16 protein-coding genes and 1 pseudogene are annotated in these 21,119 nt (G+C 60.7%); 10 read left to right on the top strand and 7 right to left on the bottom strand.

The window, feature by feature from the left end; translation table 11 throughout:
* Positions 1 to 12: 12 nt before the first annotated feature.
* The 4 genes and pseudogenes from ACM6IO_RS14455 to ACM6IO_RS14440 form a co-directional block, all read right to left on the bottom strand.
* Entirely contained in the window at positions 13 to 867 is an 855-nt protein-coding gene (locus ACM6IO_RS14455; protein ID WP_414911720.1) for a DUF4434 family protein, read from the bottom strand.
* Positions 867 to 4,031, bottom strand: a complete 3,165-nt coding sequence (locus ACM6IO_RS14450; RefSeq protein ID WP_414911719.1) for an NfrA family protein — start codon at positions 4,029 to 4,031, stop codon at positions 867 to 869. The genes ACM6IO_RS14455 and ACM6IO_RS14450 overlap by 1 nt, the downstream gene beginning before the upstream one ends.
* On the bottom strand, positions 4,028 to 6,202 hold the full coding sequence (nrfB, locus tag ACM6IO_RS14445) for a cyclic di-3',5'-guanylate-activated glycosyltransferase NrfB (protein ID WP_008037135.1): 2,175 nt from the start codon (positions 6,200 to 6,202) through the stop codon (positions 4,028 to 4,030). Before nrfB ends, ACM6IO_RS14450 begins: the two co-directional genes overlap by 4 nt.
* 131 nt (positions 6,203 to 6,333) lie before the next feature.
* Positions 6,334 to 6,453: pseudogene (locus tag ACM6IO_RS14440) on the bottom strand (UDP-N-acetylglucosamine 2-epimerase (non-hydrolyzing)); the annotation flags it as partial.
* 509 nt (positions 6,454 to 6,962) lie between these two features.
* Between ACM6IO_RS14440 and ACM6IO_RS14435 the strand changes: the two are divergent.
* From ACM6IO_RS14435 to ACM6IO_RS14395, 9 genes are all read left to right on the top strand, one after another.
* Positions 6,963 to 7,754: a hypothetical protein gene (locus tag ACM6IO_RS14435; protein ID WP_414911718.1), complete on the top strand. Its 792-nt coding sequence runs from the start codon at positions 6,963 to 6,965 to the stop codon at positions 7,752 to 7,754.
* A 277-nt stretch (positions 7,755 to 8,031) separates the two neighbouring features.
* Positions 8,032 to 8,880 (top strand): transporter substrate-binding domain-containing protein, encoded by an 849-nt coding sequence (locus ACM6IO_RS14430; RefSeq protein WP_008033036.1) that lies wholly within the window; start codon positions 8,032 to 8,034, stop codon positions 8,878 to 8,880.
* Positions 8,881 to 8,932: 52 nt separating this feature from the next.
* Positions 8,933 to 9,595, top strand: a complete 663-nt coding sequence (locus tag ACM6IO_RS14425; RefSeq protein ID WP_008033038.1) for an amino acid ABC transporter permease — start codon at positions 8,933 to 8,935, stop codon at positions 9,593 to 9,595.
* A 9-nt stretch (positions 9,596 to 9,604) separates the two neighbouring features.
* On the top strand, positions 9,605 to 10,267 hold the full coding sequence (locus tag ACM6IO_RS14420) for an amino acid ABC transporter permease (protein ID WP_008033040.1): 663 nt from the start codon (positions 9,605 to 9,607) through the stop codon (positions 10,265 to 10,267).
* Positions 10,264 to 11,061: an amino acid ABC transporter ATP-binding protein gene (locus ACM6IO_RS14415; protein ID WP_008033043.1), complete on the top strand. Its 798-nt coding sequence runs from the start codon at positions 10,264 to 10,266 to the stop codon at positions 11,059 to 11,061. The genes ACM6IO_RS14420 and ACM6IO_RS14415 overlap by 4 nt, the downstream gene beginning before the upstream one ends.
* A 30-nt stretch (positions 11,062 to 11,091) precedes the next feature.
* Positions 11,092 to 11,481: a RidA family protein gene (locus ACM6IO_RS14410; RefSeq protein ID WP_008033044.1), complete on the top strand. Its 390-nt coding sequence runs from the start codon at positions 11,092 to 11,094 to the stop codon at positions 11,479 to 11,481.
* Positions 11,482 to 11,625: 144 nt separating this feature from the next.
* Positions 11,626 to 12,390 (top strand): IclR family transcriptional regulator, encoded by a 765-nt coding sequence (locus ACM6IO_RS14405; protein ID WP_008033782.1) that lies wholly within the window; start codon positions 11,626 to 11,628, stop codon positions 12,388 to 12,390.
* 41 nt (positions 12,391 to 12,431) lie between these two features.
* Entirely contained in the window at positions 12,432 to 13,649 is a 1,218-nt protein-coding gene (locus ACM6IO_RS14400) for an amino acid deaminase (protein ID WP_414911717.1), read from the top strand.
* Positions 13,650 to 13,806: 157 nt separating this feature from the next.
* Positions 13,807 to 14,739 carry a sugar kinase gene (locus tag ACM6IO_RS14395; protein ID WP_414911716.1) on the top strand — a complete coding sequence of 311 codons (933 nt, stop codon included), beginning with the start codon at positions 13,807 to 13,809 and terminating at the stop codon, positions 14,737 to 14,739.
* A 139-nt stretch (positions 14,740 to 14,878) separates the two neighbouring features.
* Here ACM6IO_RS14395 and ACM6IO_RS14390 read toward each other — a convergent pair whose 3' ends face one another.
* The gene (locus tag ACM6IO_RS14390) at positions 14,879 to 15,154 is read right to left on the bottom strand and encodes a peptidylprolyl isomerase (RefSeq protein ID WP_007898282.1); all 276 of its coding nucleotides are present in this window, start codon (positions 15,152 to 15,154) and stop codon (positions 14,879 to 14,881) included.
* Between the two features lie 54 nt (positions 15,155 to 15,208).
* Entirely contained in the window at positions 15,209 to 17,746 is a 2,538-nt protein-coding gene (locus tag ACM6IO_RS14385) for a PAS domain-containing protein (protein ID WP_192496310.1), read from the bottom strand.
* A gap of 119 nt (positions 17,747 to 17,865) precedes the next feature.
* Here ACM6IO_RS14385 and ACM6IO_RS14380 point away from each other — a divergent pair, with 119 nt between their 5' ends.
* Entirely contained in the window at positions 17,866 to 18,975 is a 1,110-nt protein-coding gene (locus tag ACM6IO_RS14380) for a PilT/PilU family type 4a pilus ATPase (protein ID WP_207284630.1), read from the top strand.
* 114 nt (positions 18,976 to 19,089) lie between these two features.
* On the opposite strand, the gene ACM6IO_RS14375 is transcribed toward ACM6IO_RS14380, so the two are convergent.
* The gene (locus ACM6IO_RS14375; RefSeq protein WP_414911715.1) at positions 19,090 to 21,045 is read right to left on the bottom strand and encodes an acetoacetate--CoA ligase; all 1,956 of its coding nucleotides are present in this window, start codon (positions 21,043 to 21,045) and stop codon (positions 19,090 to 19,092) included.
* Positions 21,046 to 21,119: the final 74 nt, after the last annotated feature.

Genomic DNA, 21,119 nt, shown 5'->3' with positions numbered 1-21,119 from the left:
TACATCGCCGACCTATTGCTTGCGCTGGTTGTCGAGAATCACCTTGCCCCACGGTCGATAACGCAGGGAAAACACCGCTGTCGGATGGCAACCAGCCGAGGAGGCGTCCGGGGCGGCCGGCTCTGCGCGGAACGGTTGGCCTTCGGCGCTGACCTGCCGGAACGCTTCGCGCACGATGCCGACCGGGCAGGGCAGCGCGCTGGCGTAGCCGTTGCGCACCAGTGGTGGTAAACGCCCGGTGCCCGCGCCGTCCTGCCACCACACTTGAACGCCCACGCTCGTCAGCCCATCGAGCCACTGCCCATTGACCTGTGGCGCAAGTTTGCCGGCCGTGAAGGCGCTGACGTGCAGCGGTGCGTCCAGTTTGCCGGCGAAATCCTTGAGTTGGCGCTGCAGGGTTTGCCGTCGCTCGACCGCCAGGAAGTGAAAGTCATCGAGCTCCATCGGCAGGTACCAACCGCTGACCGGCAACTTCCAGTCCTGGCGCAGCCGCTGTTGCTGGGCGAGCGATTGCCCGAGTTGCACCTGCCAATAAGCCGCGAGCCCGGCGCTGTCCAGCTCATCGATACGCTGGTAATAGGCCGGGTCCATGTTCAGGCCCAGTACCAGTTTCAGGCCTTGCTCGTGGGCCAGTTTCAAACTGTTGGCGAGCCAGCCATCGACGCCACCGAAGTTTGAATCACCGTACGCCGTCCATTGCACGATGACGGTCTGCACGCCGTGTTGGGCGGTGTCCTGCCAGATCCGTTGCCATTGCGCCTGGCTCAGACTGGCGTCGACGTTCAGGGGTTGGTAAAAAATCCGCTCATCGGCGCGGGCCATTGTGCTGCTCATTAACAGGCAAAAAACCAGGAGAAAACGCGTCATCAGAAATTCAACTCCACACCCAGCAACACACCGTTGCCGCCTTCATACAGATTGCCGCTCAGGGATTGCTGATACTCGGTACGAACCGTCAGGTGCGCGCGGTAAGCGTTGTAGATGTCGTCGTCGAACCACCATTGCCAGCGCAGGCCGATACCGGTGCGCAGGTCCTGGCGCCAGTCATTGTTCGGGTCCTGGCTGGCGAACTCGAGAAAGCCGTACGGCATGACGGTTTGCGCGCCGTTGAACGGCAACTTCCAGGTGTGACCCTGCTGGAAGCGGGACAGCCATTGGTGATCACCGGCCTTGGTCCACCACGCGGCGTCGAGGTAGAGGAAACGTTCCTCCCAATCGTTTTCATCAATGCGCCAGTCGTTGCGGAACCGTCCCTGATCAAGAAACGAGGCCGTGGCGCGCAACAGGTAATCAGTGCTGGTATGACCGTCCTGGCGGTGATCGTTGAACTGGTCGGCAAGTTTTTCAGGAATCAGCAATTGACCCAGGCTCAGGCGCTGATTGTCGTTGTCATCGAACGAACTCTGTTTGTAGAGCTCGCCGTAGAAGTTGATGTTCGCCGTGCCCCAGGGCTTGTAGCGCAGACCCACGCCGGTGCCGAGGGATTCGCCGTAACTCGATCGACCCTGACCGCCAAGCAGTACGCGGCCATAAACCGACAACGTGCTGCCGGCGCGACTCGGCTCTTCGCCGAGCGCATGGTCCCAGATCGCCACTTGTACGTTCTGTGAGGTGGCGCGTCGTGAGCTGTCGCGCAAGGTGCCGTTGGGGCGGAAGCTGTCGTTGGTCGAGACGCCGGCCGGTGACCAGGTGCTGGCCAGCGTGCGGCTGTCGCGACGGGACAGGGTTTCGTGAGCGCGGCGCTGGCGATAACGCCTGGCTTCCATGCTGCCGTCCTCATCGTCAGCGGCTACCGGGTGCTGTTCCAGATCAATGACCCGGCGCAATTCCTTGCGCGCCGCCGCGCTGTCCTTCACCTCGTCATAACGCAGCGCCAGGGTTTCGCCGAGGCGATAGTCTTCCGGAAAATCACGGGTGGCGCTTTGCAGATAAGGGATGGCGTGGGCGCGCTGTTCCCGGGTGTCGGCCCCCGCCAGACGCATGCCGTAATCGGCGCGATAGCGCGGGTTGTCCGGTTCGCGACGCACGGCTTCGGCGAGCCACGCGGTGCTTTGTTCCAGTTCGCCGGCCTTTTGCGCGGTGACCGACGCTGCGTAGAAATTCCCGGCATCCGGCGCCTGCTGCAAGGCTGAACGCTGACGTTGCAATGCTTCGAGATGATCGCTGCGCGCGTCGGCAATCGCTGCGCCCAGCGCCCATTCATTGGCCCCCCGGGCGCGACTGTGTTGCCAGTAACGTTCTGCGAGCTGCGTGTCGCCTGCGGTGAGGGCGCTGCGGCTGGCCGTCAGCTTAGCGTTATCGCTCAACTCAGCCTCCGGCAGGCTGCGCCAGATGGCCAGGGCACCCGCCGAATCACCGGACGCTTCCAGCGCATACGCCAGTGGCAGACGACTGCCACGGTCGCCGAGTTTTTCTGCGGTCTGGTAGTAGACGACGGCTTCACCCGGCCGATCCGGCATGGCGCAACGGCCCAGGGCTCGATAGTCGCCTGCGACCTGCGGGTGGTCGCCAATGGCTTGTTGAACCGCGCCGCACTGACCTTTCTCGGCCAGTTGCGCCAGCAGTTGGCCGCGTGTGGCGGGATCGACGCGATTGAGCAGCGACACCATGCGTTTCTGCTGCGCCGGGGTCGGCGTCGACGAGGCATAGAGCCCCGCCAGCCGTTGCAGCAGGGCAACGGGCAACTTGCCGCCATGACGGTCATAGGCGTTTTCGAGCCACTGTTGCGCGTGTTCGCGCTGGCCGGCGTTCAGCGCCAGATACGTTGCCTGATTGAGCGAGCCGAGGTTGCCGGTCTGCTGGTAGTGTCGCTCCCAGAGCGTCGCGGCTTCTGTATTGCGACCCAGGGCTTGCACCAGTTCGGCCCGGCGTTTGACCACGTCAGCCGTCTGTGGCTGGCCGGCGAGCCAGGCCATGACCTTGTCGCTCTCGCCCTGGTCCTGCCAGATGTCCAGCAGCCGTGCCTGGCGGCGACTGTCCCAGGGTTCGGGCAGGCGCGTGCCTTGCAGCAGCTCGGTGTCTTGCAGGCGCTGGGCCAGAATCAACCATTTTTGCGGGTCATCGTTCGGCTGGCAGCCACGCAGCTGCGTGCGTGCGGCTTGCGGATCTCGACCGGACAACCATTCGGCCGTCTCCAGGCACGGGCGCTGCAATTCGCTACTCAAGCGTTGCACGGTCGGTACATCGCCGCTTTGTCGAGCCAGTTCCCACAGGCGCTGGCGTTGCGCCGGATCCGCCAGTTCGCTGGCGGGCAATGATTGAATCCAGCGTTGAGCCAGTTGCACTTGGCCCATGGCGATCGCCCGATCGATCATCGCGAGGCGTGCCTTGCGCGCGGCTTCGGGTGACGGGGCTTGTTGCAACAATTGCTGCAAAGGCTGTTCGTCGAGCCGCTGCACATAGGCATTGGCCAGTCGCTGCCAGCCTTCGGCGTCCAGTTGATCGCTGGCGGCCAGTGGCGCCAGTTGCTCGATGGTGCCGTTCCAGTCGCGCAATTGCTCGGACCAATTGGAGCGGGCCAGTTGCAGGATGTTGTCGTCACCCTTGGGCGTCAGTTGTGCCAGCCAGTCGTGAGCCCTGCCGGCGCCACCAAACTTCGCGAGGCTCAAGCTATAGGCCTGCCACAGGCGTACTCGCTGACTGAGGTTGCTGTTGGCGATCCATTGTTCTACTTGCTCGCTGCCCGGAGGATCCTGTTCGATCCAGGTCAGACGCAGGTTGAGCAGGGCGTCGTTGTTGTCCGGGTTGTCCGGCAGCGCCTGCACGGCATCCTTGTACCGTCGTTGCTTGGCCAGGGCTTCCACCAGCAGGGCGCGGGCTTCATCGTTTTTCGGCACCTTGACCAGCAGGTGGCGCATCAGTCGTTCGACTTCGGCCCAGTTGCCCTTTTTCGCTTCGCGGTAGCTGCGATCCATGTAGGGGAAGCTGCGAAATTGTTCGAACTCGGTCAGCGGTTCAGCCTGTACCCATGAGCTGGTGGCCAGGCTCAGCAACAGACTGCCGATGAGCAGGGCATGGCGATCAGGCTTCATGCAACCTCCCGGACAATGCGGAAGGCCGCTTGCTGTTCACTGGCCTGGTCGGCCAGGGCCTGTTCGAGCACTTCCTGCGTGATCATGCCGCGCGAGATGAGGTGTTCACCCAAGGACATGTGTTCGGCATCGAAGTCGATCAAAGCCTGATTGAACAGGCTCGGCGGGACCATGCCGCGCACTTGCAGCAGATTGCCCAGCAGCACCTGGTGATGGCTGACGCGTTCGAGCAAGGCTTCATCGTCCTGATGGCGCTCAAGCACTTCGAGCATGTGGTGCACTTCCTTATTCTGGCGGGGGCTGGCGTACCAGTAGCGGATACCCAGCGTGACCCGGCCCTGAGGCGCAAGACGGCAGCGCACCGGGCGTTTCAATTGACGGCTGATGGCGCCGAGGGAGACCTGGCTCACCGGCCCTTCGGAGGCCAGCACCAGGGTGTTGCCTTCCTCGGCCACCGGCAGCACGCCGTAGTGGGAGGCGATCTTGCGCGGCACGGCGTCGATCAGGCGTTTGTCGAGTTTGAACGGGTTCAGTGGCGCCCATTCGAGATCCAGCTGCTCGGCGAGGGTTTCTACCAGTTGCGTGCTGTCGATGTGTTCACGCAGCAGCAGTTCGTGGCCCAGACGCCGGCGTATCGGGTTGGTGATCGCCGCTTCCAGTTGCTCTTCGGTGAGCAGGCCTTTTTCCACCAGGCGATGACCCAGCGGCGTGCGCTGGGCTTTGGTCAGGGCCGGGAATTCGTGAGTGGTCTTGTCCCACGCCACACGGCGCGAATCGCCCATTTCCATGACCTGGCGCAGCGCCCGCACGTTGGCGAAGAAGTTGATGAAGTTGCTCCATATCATGCGCGGTGCCGACAACAGGCCTTCGACGAGCCCGTAGTAACGGGTGACGAACCAGCCACGCTGGAACAGCCGATTGATCAGCATCAAACCGTTGAGCCACAAGAGCGTAGCGAGTACCGGGCTGTTGGACAGGATCGACGGATAGCGCCAGGCGGTCGGTGCAATCACTGTCATCAGCCACATCGCCAGCAGCACGAGGCACAACAGGTTCACCAGGAAACTCAGCAGGTAAGCGATCATGCCGCGACGGTCGCGCCAGAGGAAATAGTTGAGCACGCCCGTGGGGCTCCAACCGAGGTTCTTGGTGCCTTGAAAGACGATGCCGACGATCCAGCGCGATTTCTGGCGGATGGCATGCTGAAAGTCCCGGGGGAAATGCTCGCGAACGCAGATGACCTGGGAAAACACACGGTCCATGCCGAACGCCCAGGGCTGTTCGAGCGCCAGTTTCGGGTCGGTCACCGAGTAGCGGGCAAAGATGCACTTCATACCCTTTTGCTTGAGGCGGAAACCGATGTCGTAGTCTTCGGTCAGGCTCTGCACGTCGAAGGCGATGCCGTCACCGTCTTCGAGCAGGGCGCTGATGGCTTTACGGCTGAAGCAGGTGCCGACCCCGGCGCTGGGCACCTGGCCGGTCATGGCTTCGCGGACGATTACATCCTTGCCATGGTTCTCGGCGAACTCGTCGACGTAATGCCCGGCGGTGAAGCCTCGCCACTCCGGCGCATAGGGGTAGACCGGAATCTGGATCAGGTCCTTGGCCGGCAGCAGGTAGTTGAAGAGGCGCAATTCCATCGGCGAAATCACGTCTTCGGCATCGTGCAGAATGAACCCGGAAAACTGGATTTTCGCCTCGCTTTCAAAGCGCAGGATCGCGTCGATGATGTTGTTCAGGCAGTCGGCCTTACTGGTGGGGCCGGGGCGGGCGCAGACCACTTTGTGCACGTTGGGGTAGTGCTGGCAGACCGCATCGACGTCGGCCTGCGTCTCGGCATCGTTGGGGTACGTACCGACGAAAATCTGATAGTTCTCGTAATCGATGGTCGACGCCGCCAGGCGCGCCATTTCACCGACCACACCGACTTCGTTCCACGCCGGAACCATGATTGCCAGGGGTTTTTCGGCGATGGCGTACAGGCGCTCTTCATCCGCGCGCTTGAATTTTTCGTAGATCCGCCAGCGCCGGACCAACTTGCGGCCCCAGTACACGAGGTCGATGAACAGGTCATCGAGCCCGAGGAGGAACATCAAAAACGCCAGGGTGATCGCGAGGTATTTGAGACCGAACAGGACGTAGGCAAAAAAATCGACAAAACCGAAAGTCATCGTGCTTTGACCGCCGCCGAACGCACGCTCAGACGCTCGAACAATCGAGTGCCGATGCGTTCGCTGGCGTGGCCGTCGCCATAGGGGCTGTGAATGCGGCTCATGCGTTCGAAGTGGACCTCGTCATCCTGTTGGCCGGTGGCGCAGAAGCTCAGTCTGCCCCCGGACAATTGACGCAACACTCTGGCGAGTGGCGCCATCTTGATGGCCTCCGGACGCGTACCGAAAACCATCATGATGTTGAAAGACATTGACCCCTCCTGGGAATGTGGCAAGGCTCTGGCTCAAGGCCAGCAATGCTTTGCCGCTTACTGAGATGTAAATAAAAGCAGCCGGATTGGAGCTTGTCCAATTGGGTTTGAGGCTTGATTGATGTCAATAAATTGCAGCAAATGCTCAGCCGATTATGGCTATTAGATGGCACTTTTCTTAAACGTTCAATTCAGTGCAAAGAAGGTCGCAGCCAGCCGGTTTGGGCCTCGCACTTATTCGATCAGCCTGGCTGATTCGGATTGAAGGCAATTTTCGGGTATCGAGTATACGTGATGCGTTCTCCACACCGTAATTGAGCATGGTCTTGTCGCAAAGCGCCAACGAGGATGCCCGTGCGCAGACATCGCCTCCTGTCAGAATTGACAGTAGACAGGAGCATCGGCAGGAGTGCTTGATTGCACTCGGTTGATTGTTGGGCTCCAGGCCGTGCCGACAGTTTTTCAGCCAGTTTGATGAATTCATTTCTGGATATGGAAGGGTGGCCGGCATGATCTCGACAGCAGTGGACAGCGGTTTTTTCGATAGGCAATCACGATACTCCCTCTCTTTACTCGCGGCACCGACGGTGTGGTTTTCCGCGTACGAAGTCGTGCGAGTGTTTCTTCCGCTACTGGTCGACTACCGCCCCGGCGTGGTGACCACGCATATCTCTGATCCTGCGCTGGCGCCAGGCGATTGCGTGTACATCACGTTGCTTAGCGATAAAGGGAAATATGAGGCCGAACCTCATCCCGTTGTTTCTTCCGGGCTGCAACAGGTCGCTATTCCCGACGCCGCCGTATTAATGCATTCGGGTGTCGCGGTTGACGTTAGCTATACCGTCAGCCATCCGGATGGCACGCAATCGCACTCCCATGTGTTCTCTTTCGTAGTGGCCACTGGCGAACTGGACATTGATCACCTGCTGGATGTCGAGATTGTCGAGGCGCGGGACCGCGTCCTCAACCTTGCTGATGTTCCGAATGGCGCCATATTCCGTATTCCGCCGATTCGCGGTCTGCACCGGGGAATGTTCCTCGGGCTCAGGATTTACTCCACGACAGGTGGTATCCCGTGCGGTCCCGACGTTCCTCCACCTTGTGGCCCAGGCGTCGAATATTTGTTGGAGTGGCAGCAGATTCGCACGACCGCGGATGGTTTTCTGAGCTTTCGAGTGGATCCGGCCGTGCTTCGGCCCCTCATTGGCAAGGAGTCCAGGGCCGGGTATGCAATCGAACTGCTCGATGGCTTGTTCTATAACAAAGGGGGGTTAAGCGGTTTGTTCCGGGTTGAGAGGTAAGTGTGAGCCAGGCGCAGGCAAGGCGGGCGCACCCGATCGGGTCAGCCTTCGCCCAATTGAGATGCTTTTACCCGCCCGTTGTGGCGAACGGTAGCGCCCAGTCGTTTGCACGAGCGCTACCGTTTTTTCCTGTTGCAGCGCATCCCGTTGATTTCACTCGATTTGTAATTTTCCGAGAAATGGCCCCACAACCTGTGGCACACTTTCTGCTGTCTATTCCGTTGTTACATACTCAGTTCCGGTATAGCGGAATACACATCATCCTGGAGTGCTTGCCATGCATCGCCGACCTTCCTTGTTTAAAGCGTGTGTTTTTCTTTTTGCAGCTTCGGCTGCTGCCATGGGCGTTGCCCAGGCGGCGGACAGCAAACTCGATAGCGTGCTGGCCCGTGGGAAACTGATCGTGGGCACGGGCAGTACCAATGCGCCGTGGCATTTCCAGGGAGCGGACGGCAAGTTGCAGGGGTTCGATATCGATATCGCGCGAATGGTCGCCAAAGGGTTGTTCAACGATCCGAGCAAGGTCGAGTTCGTGGTGCAGTCGTCCGATGCGCGGATTCCCAACCTGCTGACCGACAAGGTCGACATGAGTTGCCAGTTCATTACCGTGACCGCCAGCCGTGCGCAGCAAGTGGCGTTCACGCTGCCGTACTACCGCGAAGGTGTCGGCCTGCTGTTGCCGGCCAACAGCAAGTACAAGGAAATCGAAGACCTCAAGGCGGCCAATGACAGCGTGACCGTGGCGGTGTTGCAGAACGTTTACGCCGAAGAACTGGTGCACCAGGCGCTGCCCAAAGCCAAGGTCGATCAGTACGACAGCGTGGATTTGATGTACCAGGCCGTGAACTCCGGCCGTGCCGACGCCGCTGCCACCGACCAGTCTTCGGTCAAGTACCTGATGGTGCAGAACCCCGGTCGCTATCGCAGCCCGACCTACGCCTGGAGCCCGCAAACGTACGCGTGCGCAGTTAAACGCGGCGATCAGGACTGGCTGAACTTCGTCAACACCACGTTGCATGAAGCCATGACCGGCGTTGAATTCCCGACCTACGCGGCGTCCTTCAAGCAGTGGTTCGGTGTGGATCTGCCCACCCCGGCCATCGGTTTTCCCGTCGAATTCAAATGACCCCGTGAGAGTGGGGCGCCCATAACGCGCCCCGTTCAAGGTACTGCTGACCATGAACTATCAGTTGAACTTTGCCGCCGTGTGGCGCGATTTCGACACCTTGCTGGCGGGGCTCGGCCTGGGCCTGGAGCTGGCGCTGGTGTCGATCGCCATCGGTTGCGTGATCGGCCTGATGATGGCGTTTGCTTTGCTCTCAAAGCACCGCGCATTGCGGGTGATGGCGTCGGTGTATGTGACGGTGATCCGTAATACGCCGATTCTGGTGTTGATTCTGTTGATCTACTTCGCGTTGCCGAGCCTGGGGATTCGTCTGGACAAGATCCCGTCGTTCATCATCACCCTGTCGCTGTATGCCGGGGCGTACCTGACCGAAGTGTTCCGTGGCGGGTTGTTGAGCATTCCCAAGGGCCAGCGCGAAGCCGGGTTGGCCATCGGCCTGGGCGAGTGGCAGGTCAAGGCCTACGTCACTGTGCCGGTGATGTTGCGCAACGTGCTGCCGGCCTTGTCGAACAACTTCATTTCGCTGTTCAAGGACACCTCGCTGGCGGCGGCGATTGCCGTGCCCGAGCTGACCTATTACGCGCGCAAGATCAATGTCGAGAGCTACCGGGTGATTGAAACCTGGCTGGTGACCACAGCGCTCTATGTTGCGGCCTGTTACCTCATTGCCATGATGCTGCGTTACCTCGAGCAGCGTCTGGCGATCCGCCGATAGGAGGCCCTCATGTACGAATCACCCAGTTGGTTGCATGAGTTATGGGTTGCCCGCGAAGTGTTGTGGCAAGGCTTCCTGACCAGTGTGCAGGTCTCGGCACTGGCGATTTTGCTGGGCACGATGGTCGGCATTGTCGCCGGTCTGGTGCTGACCTACGGCAAGTTCTGGATGCGTGCGCCGTTCCGTTTTTACGTAGACATTATTCGCGGCACACCGGTGTTTGTGTTGGTGCTCGCTTGCTTCTACATGGCGCCCGCACTGGGCTGGCAGATCAGTGCATTCCAGGCCGGAGCCTTGGGGTTGACGCTGTTCTGCGGTTCCCACGTCGCCGAGATTGTGCGCGGCGCGCTGCAAGCGTTGCCGAGCGGTCAGATGGAAGCGAGCAAGGCGATTGGCCTGACGTTTTATCAAGCCCTCGGTTATGTGCTGTTGCCTCAGGCGCTGCGGCAGATCCTGCCGACCTGGGTCAATTCGTCCACCGAGATCGTCAAGGCTTCGACGCTGCTGTCGGTGATCGGCGTGGCCGAGTTGCTGCTCAGCACCCAGCAGATCATCGCCCGGACGTTCATGACGCTGGAGTTTTACCTGTTCGCCGGATTTCTGTTTTTCGTCATCAACTACGCCATCGAATTACTCGGCCGGCACATTGAAAAGCGGGTGGCCTTGCCATGACTCAACCTCAAGTTTCGAACGTTCCAAATGAGCAGCCCCTGCTGGACATTCGCGGGCTGCACAAAAAATATGGCCAGCTCGAAGTGCTCAAGGGTGTCGACCTGACCATGCAGCGCGGCAACGTGGTCACGCTGATCGGCTCCAGCGGCTCGGGCAAGACCACGCTGCTGCGTTGCGTGAACATGCTCGAAGAATTCCAGGGCGGACAGATCATGCTCGATGGCGAATCCATCGGCTATGACGAGGTCAACGGCAAGCGCATACGCCACCCGGAAAAAGTCATCGCCCGCCATCGGGCCATGACCGGCATGGCGTTCCAGCAGTTCAACCTGTTCCCGCACCTGACCGCATTGCAGAACGTCACCTTGGGTTTGCTCAAGGTCAAAAAACTGCACAAGGACGAGGCTGTCGCGCTCGCCGAAAAATGGCTCGAGCGGGTCGGTTTGCTGGAGCGCCGTGATCACTATCCGGGGCAACTGTCGGGCGGCCAGCAACAGCGCGTGGCGATTGCCCGGGCGATTGCAATGAACCCGAGCCTGATGCTGTTTGACGAAGTCACCTCGGCCCTCGACCCGGAACTGGTGGGCGAAGTGCTGAGCGTGATCAAGGGCCTGGCCGAGGATGGCATGACCATGTTGTTGGTGACCCATGAAATGCGCTTCGCTTTCGAGGTCTCGGACAAGATCGTTTTCATGAATCAGGGGCGTATCGAAGAGCAGGGGCCTCCCAAGGAGCTGTTCGAACGCCCGCAATCACCGCGTCTGGCTGAGTTCCTCAAAAACACGCGGTTTTAACTTCTAGCTTTTCAATCAGGAGAAACACTCATGAGCATTACTCGTTACGGCACCGGCAGCAGCGCCGCTGGCGGTACGCCTCGTCCTTTCGCCCGCGCCGTTGAAGCCGACGGCTGGCTGCACGTTTCTGGCCAGGTGCCGGCGTTGGATGGCGAGATCATTGTTGGCGGCATCGTCGAGCAGACCCACCAGACCATGAAGAACCTGATCGCGATTCTCGAAGAGGCCGGTTATGGCCTCGAAGACGTGGTGCGCGCCGGGGTGTGGCTGGAAGATCCGCGGGATTTCACCAGTTTCAACAAGGTCTTCTCCGAGTACTTCAAACCCGAACACGCACCGGCCCGGGCCTGCGTGCAGGCGAACATGATGGTTGATTGCAAGGTTGAGATCGACTGCATCGCGTACAAGAAAAAGGCCTGAGATTTGCGGTGAATTCTTCGCGGGCAAGCCTCGCTCCTACAGGTCGAGGTGATCTGTAGGAGCGAGGCTTGCCCGCGAAGGCGGCCTAACGGTCAGCACAGCACTCTAGGTAAACTCCCGGCACTTTGAATGGGAATTTGAAACATGACCGAAGACACCATCAAGCGCCGGGCTCGCGGTCTGGACCGGGCGTTCGATATCCTCGATTTCCTCAAGGAAATCGGCCAGCCCCTGCGTCCGAATGAAATTGCCAGTGGCATCGGCAGCCCGAAATCCACGGTCTACGAACTGGTGGCGTCCTTGCTTGAACGGCGGATTCTGGAGCCCGTGGGCAAGGACGGTCACGTCTACCTCGGCCGTCAGCTGTACTTCCTCGGGCAGGCGCATTTGCGTCATTTCGACCTGACCCGCGAGGCCGATCACGCCCTGCAGGAGATCGTCAGCCAGACCCATGAAACCGCGCAGATGTGCCTGCTCAACGGGCGCAAATACACGGTGGCATTGATGAAAGAGGGCGAGCGGCATTTCCGCATTTCCTCGGACATCGGCGAGAACGCGCCGATCCCCTGGACCGCGTCCGGGCGCCTGTTGCTGGCGCACCTGAGCGACCAGGAAATCATCGACCTGATCGATCACGACGACTTCATCCTGCCTAACGGTGAACGCCTGCCGCTGGAGCAGTTTCTCGGTGAAATCCGTCAGGCCGGTATCGACGGTTTTTTCTCCTTCGACAGTGTCGCCGACACCTTTACCCATTGCTTCGCCGCCCCGGTCAAAGACCCGAACGGCGTGGCCATTGCGACCCTGTGCATCGTCGCCCCACGGGCCGATGCCAAGACGCATTACAACGACTATCGCCGGGTGTTGATCGACAACGCCAACCGCCTGGCCCGTCGCATTAACGAATAACAGCGGCTGTTCGCGGCCGCGAAAATGTGAGGAGTTCGACCATGTCTTCTGCCCAAAATACTGCTGCCGTGGAAAAGGGCTTTGCCCAGACCGGTGCCCATCTGGTGCGCGACGTCAGCCTGCCGGCGCTGGTGCTGCATCGCGAGGCGCTGGAACACAACATTCGCTGGATGCAGGCGTTCGTCAGCAACAGCGGCGCCGAACTCGCGCCTCACGGCAAAACCAGCATGACCCCGGCCTTGTTTCGCCGCCAACTGGACGCCGGCGCCTGGGCCATTACCCTGGCCAGCGCCACGCAAACCCGCGCGGCGTACGCGCATGGTGTACGTCGGGTGCTGATGGCCAACCAACTGGTGGGGACGCCGAACATGGCGCTGATCGCCGATTTGCTGGCGGACCCGACATTCGATTTCCATTGCATGGTCGATCACCCGGACAACGTCGCTGACCTCGGCGCGTATTTCGCCTCGCGCGGTGTGCGCCTGAACGTGATGATCGAGTACGGCGTGGTGGGTGGCCGTTGCGGTTGCCGGACCGAAGAGGAAGTGATCGCCCTGGCCAAGGCCATCAACGCACAACCCGCGTTGGCACTGACCGGTATCGAAGGTTATGAAGGCGTGATTCATGGTGATCATGCGGTCACCGGCATTCGCGCATTCGCCGCGTCGCTGGTGCGTCTGGCGGTGCAGTTGCAGGACAGCGGCGCGTTCGCCATTGCCAAGCCGATCATCACCGCGTCGGGTTCGGCCTGGTACGACCTGATCGCCGAGTCCTTCGAAGCGCAGAACGCTGGCGGACGTTTCCTCAGCGTGTTGCGCCCTGGCAGCTACGTGGCCCACGACCATGGCATCTATAAAGAGGCGCAATGCTGCGTGCTCGACCGTCGTAGCGATCTGCACGAAGGCCTGCGCCCGGCGCTGGAAGTCTGGGCGCATGTGCAGTCGTTGCCGGAGCCAGGTTTTGCGGTGATTGCCCTGGGCAAACGCGACGTGGCCTACGACGCCGGGCTGCCGGTGCCGTTGCTGCGTTACAAGGCTGGTGTGGTGCCGGCAACGGGCGACGACGTCAGTGCCTGCAAGGTGACGGCGGTGATGGATCAGCACGCGTTCATGACCGTGGCGCCGGGGATTGAGTTGCGGGTGGGCGACATCATTTCGTTCGGCACTTCGCACCCGTGCCTGACGTTCGACAAGTGGCGCACGGGGTGTCTGGTGGATGAGCAGTTGAATGTCATCGAAACCATGGAAACCTGTTTCTAGGGTTCCAGACCGAGGTGCGGCCTTCGCGGGCAAGCCTCGCTCCTACAGGATTTGTGCCGTAATCATCATTTGCGAATGACACAAAACCTGTAGGAGCGAGGCTTGCCCGCGAAGGCGCCCGACCAGACACCACCGAACCACCAGAGACACCACAACAATGAACACCATCAACACACTCGGCCCCAACATCCCGCGCATCGCCCTGATCGGCGAATGCATGATCGAGTTGCAACACCGCGCCGACGGCAGTCTGCAACAGAGCTTCGGCGGCGATACCTTGAACACGGCGGTCTATCTGTCCCGGGAACTCGGCGAAGGCGGCAGCGTTGATTACGTCACCGCCCTGGGCGATGACAGTTTCAGCGATGCCATGTGCCAAAGCTGGGCCGCCGAAAACATCGGCCTGGACATGGTCCAGCGCCTGCCCGGTCGCTTGCCCGGTTTGTACTGCATCCAGACCGACGCCGCCGGCGAACGTCGCTTTTTGTACTGGCGTAACGAAGCCGCCGTCCGCGATTGCTTTACCACGCCAGCCGCCGCGCCGATCCTCGCGGCGCTGCCGGATTACGACGTGCTGTATTTCAGCGGCATCACCCTGGCGGTGCTCGGTGTGCAAGGTCGGGAGAAGTTGCTGGAAACCCTGATCGAAGCACGGCAGCGGGATGCGCGGATTGTGTTCGACAACAACTACCGGCCACGTTTGTGGGCATCGATCGAGGACGCTCGGGCGGCGTACCGCAGCGTGTTGCCGTATGTGGATCTGGCGTTGCTGACTGTCGACGACGAACAGGCGTTGTTTCATTTTTCCGATTGCGAGGCGGTGTTCGCCGCTTACGAGCAGGTGGGTACGCCGGAAGTGGTGCTCAAGCGTGGTGCCGAGGCCTGTCTGATTCGTTGTGAGGGCGAGTCGTTCGAGGTGCCGGCGCAGAAGGTCGAACGCGTGGTGGACACGACGGCGGCGGGGGATTCGTTCAGTGCGGCGTACCTGGCCAGTCGGCTCAAAGGGGGGAGCCCGGTGGAGGCGGCCGAGGCGGGGCATCGGTTGGCGAGTCGGGTGATTCAGGTGCCGGGGGCGTTGATTCCGCGGTAGGTGGTGAATGGCCGGCTGCTGCGCAGTCGGATCGCGAGCAGGCTCGCTCCCACAATGGATCTGTGTACGCCGCAAATCCAATGTGGGAGTGAGCCGGCTCCGGGCGGCGTTCCGACGATGAGGCCCTCAAGTCAGCCGCTCAATCCCGATAAAACACCTGCACCAGGTGATAGCCAAACTTGCTCTTGATCGGCCCATGCACCACCCGCAACGGCTTCTTGAAAATCACCGCATCAATCACACCGACCATCTGCCCTGGCCGTACTTCACCGAGATCACCGCCGCGTTTGCCGGACGGGCAGGTGGAATACTTCTTGGCCAGCACATCGAAGGCTTCGCCCTTGGCGATGCGTTGTTTGAGCTGCTCGGCTTCTTCCGAGGTTTTCACCAGAATATGGCGGGCTTGAGCTTTCATGGGACGAGTACCTTGCAACGGTCGTGACGGCGGGGCGCGCGATTATGCCTCAACTCACTCGGGTTGGCCGATCATCGTGCGAATCTTGTTGGCCAGCAGGTCAACCGAAAACGGTTTGGCCACCATGTCCATGCCTTCCTCAAGGAAGCTTTGACGCTCGGCGGCCATTTCCGCGTAACCGGTCATGAACAGCACTTTGAGTTCCGGACGGTGCTGACGGGCGATTTCTGCCAATTGCCGACCGTTCATGCCCGGCAGCCCGACATCGGTCACCAGCAGATCGACCCGCAGACCGGATTCGAGCAGGGGCAGGGCGGTCTTCGCATCTTCGGCCTCATGGGCGTGATAACCCAGCTCCTTGAGCAGATCGAACACCAGCATGCGCACCGCCGGATCATCTTCCACCAACACCACGGTTTCCCCGGCTATCGCCGAGGGGGCCTCGCCGATGACCGGCGTCAGCACATCTTGCGGCTCCATCTCGTGCAAGCGCGGCAAGAACAGGCGCACGCTGGTGCCCTGGCCCGGCAGGCTGAACAGGCTCACGTGGCCGCCCGACTGCTGGGCAAAACCGTAGATCATCGACAAACCCAGCCCCGTGCCCTGGCCGATAGGCTTGGTGGTGAAGAATGGATCGAACGCCTTGGCCAACACTTTCGGGGTCATGCCGGTGCCGTTGTCACTGACGGCGATCATCAGGTAATCCCCGGCCTTGACGGGTTCCAGAATGTTGATGTCACTGCTGTCCAGATAGACATTGGCGGTTTCGATACGCAACTCGCCGCCATCGGGCATGGCATCCCGCGCATTGATCACCAGGTTGAGCAGGGCGTTTTCCAGTTGGCTGACGTCGGTGCTGACCGGCCAGGCTTCATCGGCCAGTTGCAGTTTCAGCTCGATGTGGTCGCCCTTGGTGCGGCTCAGCAAATCTTCCAGAGAATGAATCAGTTCGTTGGCGTTCAGCGGCTTGCGGTCCAGCGACTGGCGCCGGGAGAAGGCGAGCAGGCGATGGGTCAGGGCGGCTGCGCGGTTGGCTGACGACACCGCCGCTTCGGTGAAACGGCCGATCTCGGCGGTACGCCCATCGGCGATGTAGCGCTGCATCAGGTCGAGGCTGCCGATGATCCCGGTGAGCATGTTGTTGAAGTCATGGGCGATACCGCCGGTGAGCTGGCCGACCGCTTCCATTTTTTGCGCATGGCGCAGGGCATCTTCGGCACGTTCGCGCTCGAACATTTCGTTTTGCAGGCGCTGGTTCGCTTCGGCCAATTGCTGGGTACGGGCGGCGACACGTTCCTCAAGGGTTTCGTTGAGGTTGCGCAAGGCTTCTTCGGTCTGTTTGCGCTCGGTTTCGTCGATCACAAAAATATAGAAACCGTTCACCGCGCCATCCGGCCCGTGGCGGGGCAGGTAATTCATCAAGGCTTGTCGAGTGCTGCCATCACGATGCGGCGTGCTGATGCTGAAACAGCAGGTCCTGCCCGCCAGTGCTTCGGCGATGTATTCGGCGCGCAAGGCGTAGGCTTCTTCACCCAGCACCTCACGAATGGTCCGACCATAAAGCTCCTGGGGCGTCAGGCCGTACCAGTCGAGGTACGCCGCGTTGTTCAGGCGAAAGCGTTCCTCGCTGTCGACGTAACTGATCAGAATCGGCATGGCGTTGATGATCAGTTGCAGCTCGGTCTGACTCTGACGCAAGGCTTGTTCCGTGTGTTTGCGTTCGGTCAGGTCCAGCGCGGCGCCGAGGAAACGGATCGGCCGGCCATGGTGGTCCTTGTAACAGCGGCCCCTTGCAAACACCCAGCGCAACTGGCCGTCGGGTTGCAACAGGCGATATTCCTCGGCGTATTCGCTGCCCTGGGTGATGCACTGCTTGATGCCGCGGGTGACCATCGAGCGGTCTTCCGGATGCACGGCTTCGAGATAGTCGCTGATGGGCAACTGACTGGCGAGTAGCGGGTCGATGCCGTGCAATTGGGCGAAGTGCGCGTCGGCAATGAAGCGGTCCTCGCCGATGTCCCAGTCCCAAGTGCCGACGGCGTCAGTGGCGGCCAGCGCCAGTTGCAGGCGTTCTTCGGTCTCGCGCTGAGCCTTCAGGCTGGCGGCCGAGCGCTGCTCCAGTTCAAGGGCGATACGTCGGCGTTCGTTGGTTTCGATGGCCGTGACCAGAATCCCGGCGACGTCGGCGTGTTCATCGCGGATCGGGCTGTAGGTCAAATCCAGCCAGAAGTCGGAATCATTCCCGTCGCGTTGCAGGGTGAAGCGCTGTTCGCTGTAAGTCCGCACCTGGCCTTGTAGGACGGCGCTGTAAATCGGGTCGGTAAAGTCTTTGAGTTCTGGCCAGATCTGGTGCGTCGGTTGTCCGAAAGCATGCGGATGCTTGCTGCCGGCCAGCAGCGCGAAGCCGTCGTTATAGATCTGCGTAAGCTGCGGCCCCCACAGCAACAGCATCGGCATCGGTGAGTGAATCACGATGTCCACCGCTGTGCGCAGGCTCTGCGGCCAGTCACTGGCGGCGCCGAGCGGGGTGCACGTCCAGTCCAGTCTGGCAATCAAGGCCTGGGCATCGCTGCCGGTGGGTACTGCGTTCATCAAGGTGTCCTGCACGTCGGTCGGGGTGACGGCGTCTACTATCCTAGGGCGGTAGACGCTGAATGACCGATTTTTCGGGTCATTTCTGTTCATTGAATGCTTCGCGGGTGTTTTTTGCCATGGAAATCGATGCGCTGTTAAAGACCCTGTCCAGCCAGGAGGGTTCCGATTTGTACCTGTCCACCGGTGCGCCACCCTGCGCCCGGTTTGATGGTGTACTCAAACCCTTGGCCGACCAGCCGTTCAAACCGGGGGAAATCGCCGCGATTGCCGCGTCCATTATGGATGCCGAACAGCGATTGGAGTTCGATCGGGAACTGGAGATGAACCTGGCGATCTCGTTGGCGGGTGTCGGGCGCTTTCGGGTCAATATTTTCAAGCAACGCAACGATGTGTCGATCGTGGTGCGCAACATCAAGCTCGACATTCCGCGTTTCGAAGACCTCAAGTTGCCACCCGTGCTACTGGAAACGGTGATGCTCAAACAAGGGCTGATGCTGTTCGTCGGCGCCACCGACTCAGGCAAGTCGACCTCGCTGGCGGCGTTGATCGATTACCGCAACCGCCATAGCAGCGGGCATATCGTCACCATCGAAGACCCTATCGAGTACATCCACCGGCACAAAAAATCGATCATCAATCAGCGCGAGGTCGGCGTCGATACCCGCAGTTTTCATACGGCGCTGAAAAACACCCTGCGCCAGGCACCCGATGTGGTGCTGATCGGTGAGATCCGCGACCGCGAGACCATGGAGCATGCGCTGGCGTTTGCCGACACCGGGCATTTGGTGATTTCCACCTTGCATGCTCACAACGCCCATCAGGCACTGGACCGCATTATCAATTTCTTCCCGCAAGAACGGCGGATGCAACTATTGCATGACCTGGGCAACAACCTTAAAGCGTTCGTTTCCCAGCGTCTGGTGCGCACTCGTGACGGTCAGCGCAGGGCGGCGGTAGAAGTGATGCTGGGCACGCCGACCGTAGGCGACCTGATACGGCGCAATGAATTCGACGAGCTCAAAGGGATCATGGAGAAGTCGACCGAACAGGGCATGCAGACGTTCGATTGCGCGCTGTACGCATTGGTGATCGAAGGCGCTATCGGCGAAGAAGAGGCCTTGAAGCATGCGGACTCGCTGAACAATTTGCGCCTGCGGCTCAAGCTGCATGCCGACGCATCACCGGGACCCAACGCACAACCCGGCGAATGGGGTCTGATGGACTGACACGGATGAAAAATGTGGGAGCGGGCTTGCTCGCGAATGCGGTGTATCAGTCACTAGTGATGTCGACTGGCGTATCGCATTCGCGAGCAAGCCCGCTCCCACAGTTGATCTTCATCAGTCCTGGAGTTCGGGGCGATTGCGAAATTGCTCCAGCGCTTCGGGATTGGCCAGCGCATCGGTGTTTTTCACCGGCTGGCCATGCACCACGTTCCTAACCGCCAACTCGACCACTTTGCCGCTGATGGTGCGCGGAATGTCCGTCACGGCGACAATCTTCGCCGGTACGTGCCGTGGCGTGGTGTTGGCGCGGATGACTTGGCGGATCTGCTGTTGCAGCGCCTCGTCCAGTTCGACCCCCTCGACCAGCCGCACGAACAGCACGACTCGCACGTCGTCTTGCCATTGCTGACCGATGGCCACGCTGTCGGTGACTTGCGGGACTTTCTCCACCTGACGGTAAATTTCCGACGTGCCGATACGCACGCCGCCGGGGTTGAGCACCGCATCCGAGCGTCCGTGAATCATCATCGCGCCGTGAGCCAATTGTTCGGCGTAATCGCCCTGGGCCCAGACGCCGGGGAACAGGCTGAAATAAGACGCGCGCAGCTTTTCCCCGGTCGGGTCGTTCCACAGGCCAACGGGCATGGCCGGAAAGTGTCGGGTGCAGACCAGTTCACCTTTTTCGCCAATGACCGCGCGGCCGGCATCGTTCCAGACTTCGACCGCCATCCCCAGGCTTTTGCCCTGGATTTCGCCGCGACGCACCGCCAGCAGCGGATTGCCGTTCACGAAGCACGAAACGATGTCGGTGCCACCGGACATCGACGCCAGACACAGGTCGGCCTTGAGGTCACGGTAGACGTAGTCGTAGCTTTGCGGCGATAGCGCCGAGCCGGTGCACAACAAGGTTTTCAGCGTGCCGAGATCATGGCTTTGCCGAGGCTTCACGCCGTTGCTTTCCAGGGTCGCGAGGTACTTGGGACTGGTGCCGAACACGCTGATGCGTTCGTCGTCGATCAGGTCGATCAAGCGCTCCGGGCCGGGATGAAATGGCGAGCCGTCGTACAGCACCACGGCGCTGCCGACGGCCAGGGCCGACACCAGCCAGTTCCACATCATCCAGCCGCAAGTGGTGTAGTAAAACAAGCGGTCGCCGGGCCCGAGATCGCAATGCAGGCCGTGTTCCTTGACGTGCTGCAACAGCACGCCGCCGGTGCTGTGGATGATGCATTTGGGCACGCCGGTGGTGCCGCTGGAATAGAGGATGTACAGCGGATGGGCGAAAGGCACGGCAACGAAATCCGGCTCGCCGCCCGGTTCGTAGAACGCATCCCAAAGCGTCACGCCTGCGTGGGTGCGGAAGTCTTTGATGTGCGCCTGGGGTCGTGCGTAAGGCACCACGATCAGCTGTTGCAGCGACGGCAGGCGTTCAAGGATTTCGTTGACCTTGGCGCTTTGGTCGATGTCTTTGCCGGCATAACGGTAACCGGCGCAGGTGATCAGCACTTTCGGTTCGATCTGGCCGAAGCGGTCGATGACGCCCTGGGTGCCGAAGTCCGGCGACGAGCAGGACCAGATCGCCCCGAGGCTGGTGGTGGCGAGCATGGCGACCAGGGTTTGCCAAGTGTTCGGCATGCACGCGGCGACGCGGTCGCCAAGACCGACACCGACGGCGATCAAGCTGTTTTGAAAACCGGCGACATGCTCGGCCAGTTCGGCCCAGGTCAGTTGTTCGCGCTGGCCGTTTTCACCGATCGCAATGACGGCGACGGCATCGTCACGACGGCGCAGCAGGTGTTCGGCAAAGTTCAGGGTGGCGCCGGGAAACCATTGGGCGCTGGGCATGTGATCGCCTTCGATCAGCACAGCATCCGCTTGCGTGTGGAAACGGATGTCGAAGAAATCGACGATGGCTTGCCAGAAATCGACCCGTTGATCGATGGACCATTGGTGCAGGGCGGCGTAGTCGGCAATGTCGAGGTGGTGGCGCTGATTGATGGAGCGCCGGAAGGCGTCCATGCGGGTCTTGGCGATGCGTTTGGCGTCAGGTTGCCAGAGGATGTCGGACATTTTTTGCCTCTTCTTTTATCTTCAGATCCATTCGCGGGCAAGCCTCGCTCCTACAGGTTATCGGTGTTTTCATG

The sequence above is a fragment of the Pseudomonas sp. IT-P44 genome, from assembly GCF_949768225.1.
Lineage (GTDB): Bacteria > Pseudomonadota > Gammaproteobacteria > Pseudomonadales > Pseudomonadaceae > Aquipseudomonas > Aquipseudomonas migulae.
This window is presented reverse-complemented; position numbering and strand designations above follow the sequence as displayed.

Excerpts from the sequence above, each read along its gene's own strand:
- ACM6IO_RS14455 (WP_414911720.1), bottom strand. The coding sequence starts at position 867 with ATGACGCGTTTTCTCCTGGTTTTTTGCCTGTTAATGAGCAGCACAATG.
- ACM6IO_RS14450 (WP_414911719.1), bottom strand. The coding sequence starts at position 4,031 with ATGAAGCCTGATCGCCATGCCCTGCTCATCGGCAGTCTGTTGCTGAGC.
- nrfB (WP_008037135.1), bottom strand. The coding sequence starts at position 6,202 with ATGACTTTCGGTTTTGTCGATTTTTTTGCCTACGTCCTGTTCGGTCTC.
- ACM6IO_RS14435 (WP_414911718.1), top strand. The coding sequence starts at position 6,963 with ATGATCTCGACAGCAGTGGACAGCGGTTTTTTCGATAGGCAATCACGA.
- ACM6IO_RS14430 (WP_008033036.1), top strand. The coding sequence starts at position 8,032 with ATGCATCGCCGACCTTCCTTGTTTAAAGCGTGTGTTTTTCTTTTTGCA.
- ACM6IO_RS14425 (WP_008033038.1), top strand. The coding sequence starts at position 8,933 with ATGAACTATCAGTTGAACTTTGCCGCCGTGTGGCGCGATTTCGACACC.
- ACM6IO_RS14420 (WP_008033040.1), top strand. The coding sequence starts at position 9,605 with ATGTACGAATCACCCAGTTGGTTGCATGAGTTATGGGTTGCCCGCGAA.
- ACM6IO_RS14415 (WP_008033043.1), top strand. The coding sequence starts at position 10,264 with ATGACTCAACCTCAAGTTTCGAACGTTCCAAATGAGCAGCCCCTGCTG.
- ACM6IO_RS14410 (WP_008033044.1), top strand. The coding sequence starts at position 11,092 with ATGAGCATTACTCGTTACGGCACCGGCAGCAGCGCCGCTGGCGGTACG.
- ACM6IO_RS14405 (WP_008033782.1), top strand. The coding sequence starts at position 11,626 with ATGACCGAAGACACCATCAAGCGCCGGGCTCGCGGTCTGGACCGGGCG.
- ACM6IO_RS14400 (WP_414911717.1), top strand. The coding sequence starts at position 12,432 with ATGTCTTCTGCCCAAAATACTGCTGCCGTGGAAAAGGGCTTTGCCCAG.
- ACM6IO_RS14395 (WP_414911716.1), top strand. The coding sequence starts at position 13,807 with ATGAACACCATCAACACACTCGGCCCCAACATCCCGCGCATCGCCCTG.
- ACM6IO_RS14390 (WP_007898282.1), bottom strand. The coding sequence starts at position 15,154 with ATGAAAGCTCAAGCCCGCCATATTCTGGTGAAAACCTCGGAAGAAGCC.
- ACM6IO_RS14385 (WP_192496310.1), bottom strand. The coding sequence starts at position 17,746 with ATGAACGCAGTACCCACCGGCAGCGATGCCCAGGCCTTGATTGCCAGA.
- ACM6IO_RS14380 (WP_207284630.1), top strand. The coding sequence starts at position 17,866 with ATGGAAATCGATGCGCTGTTAAAGACCCTGTCCAGCCAGGAGGGTTCC.
- ACM6IO_RS14375 (WP_414911715.1), bottom strand. The coding sequence starts at position 21,045 with ATGTCCGACATCCTCTGGCAACCTGACGCCAAACGCATCGCCAAGACC.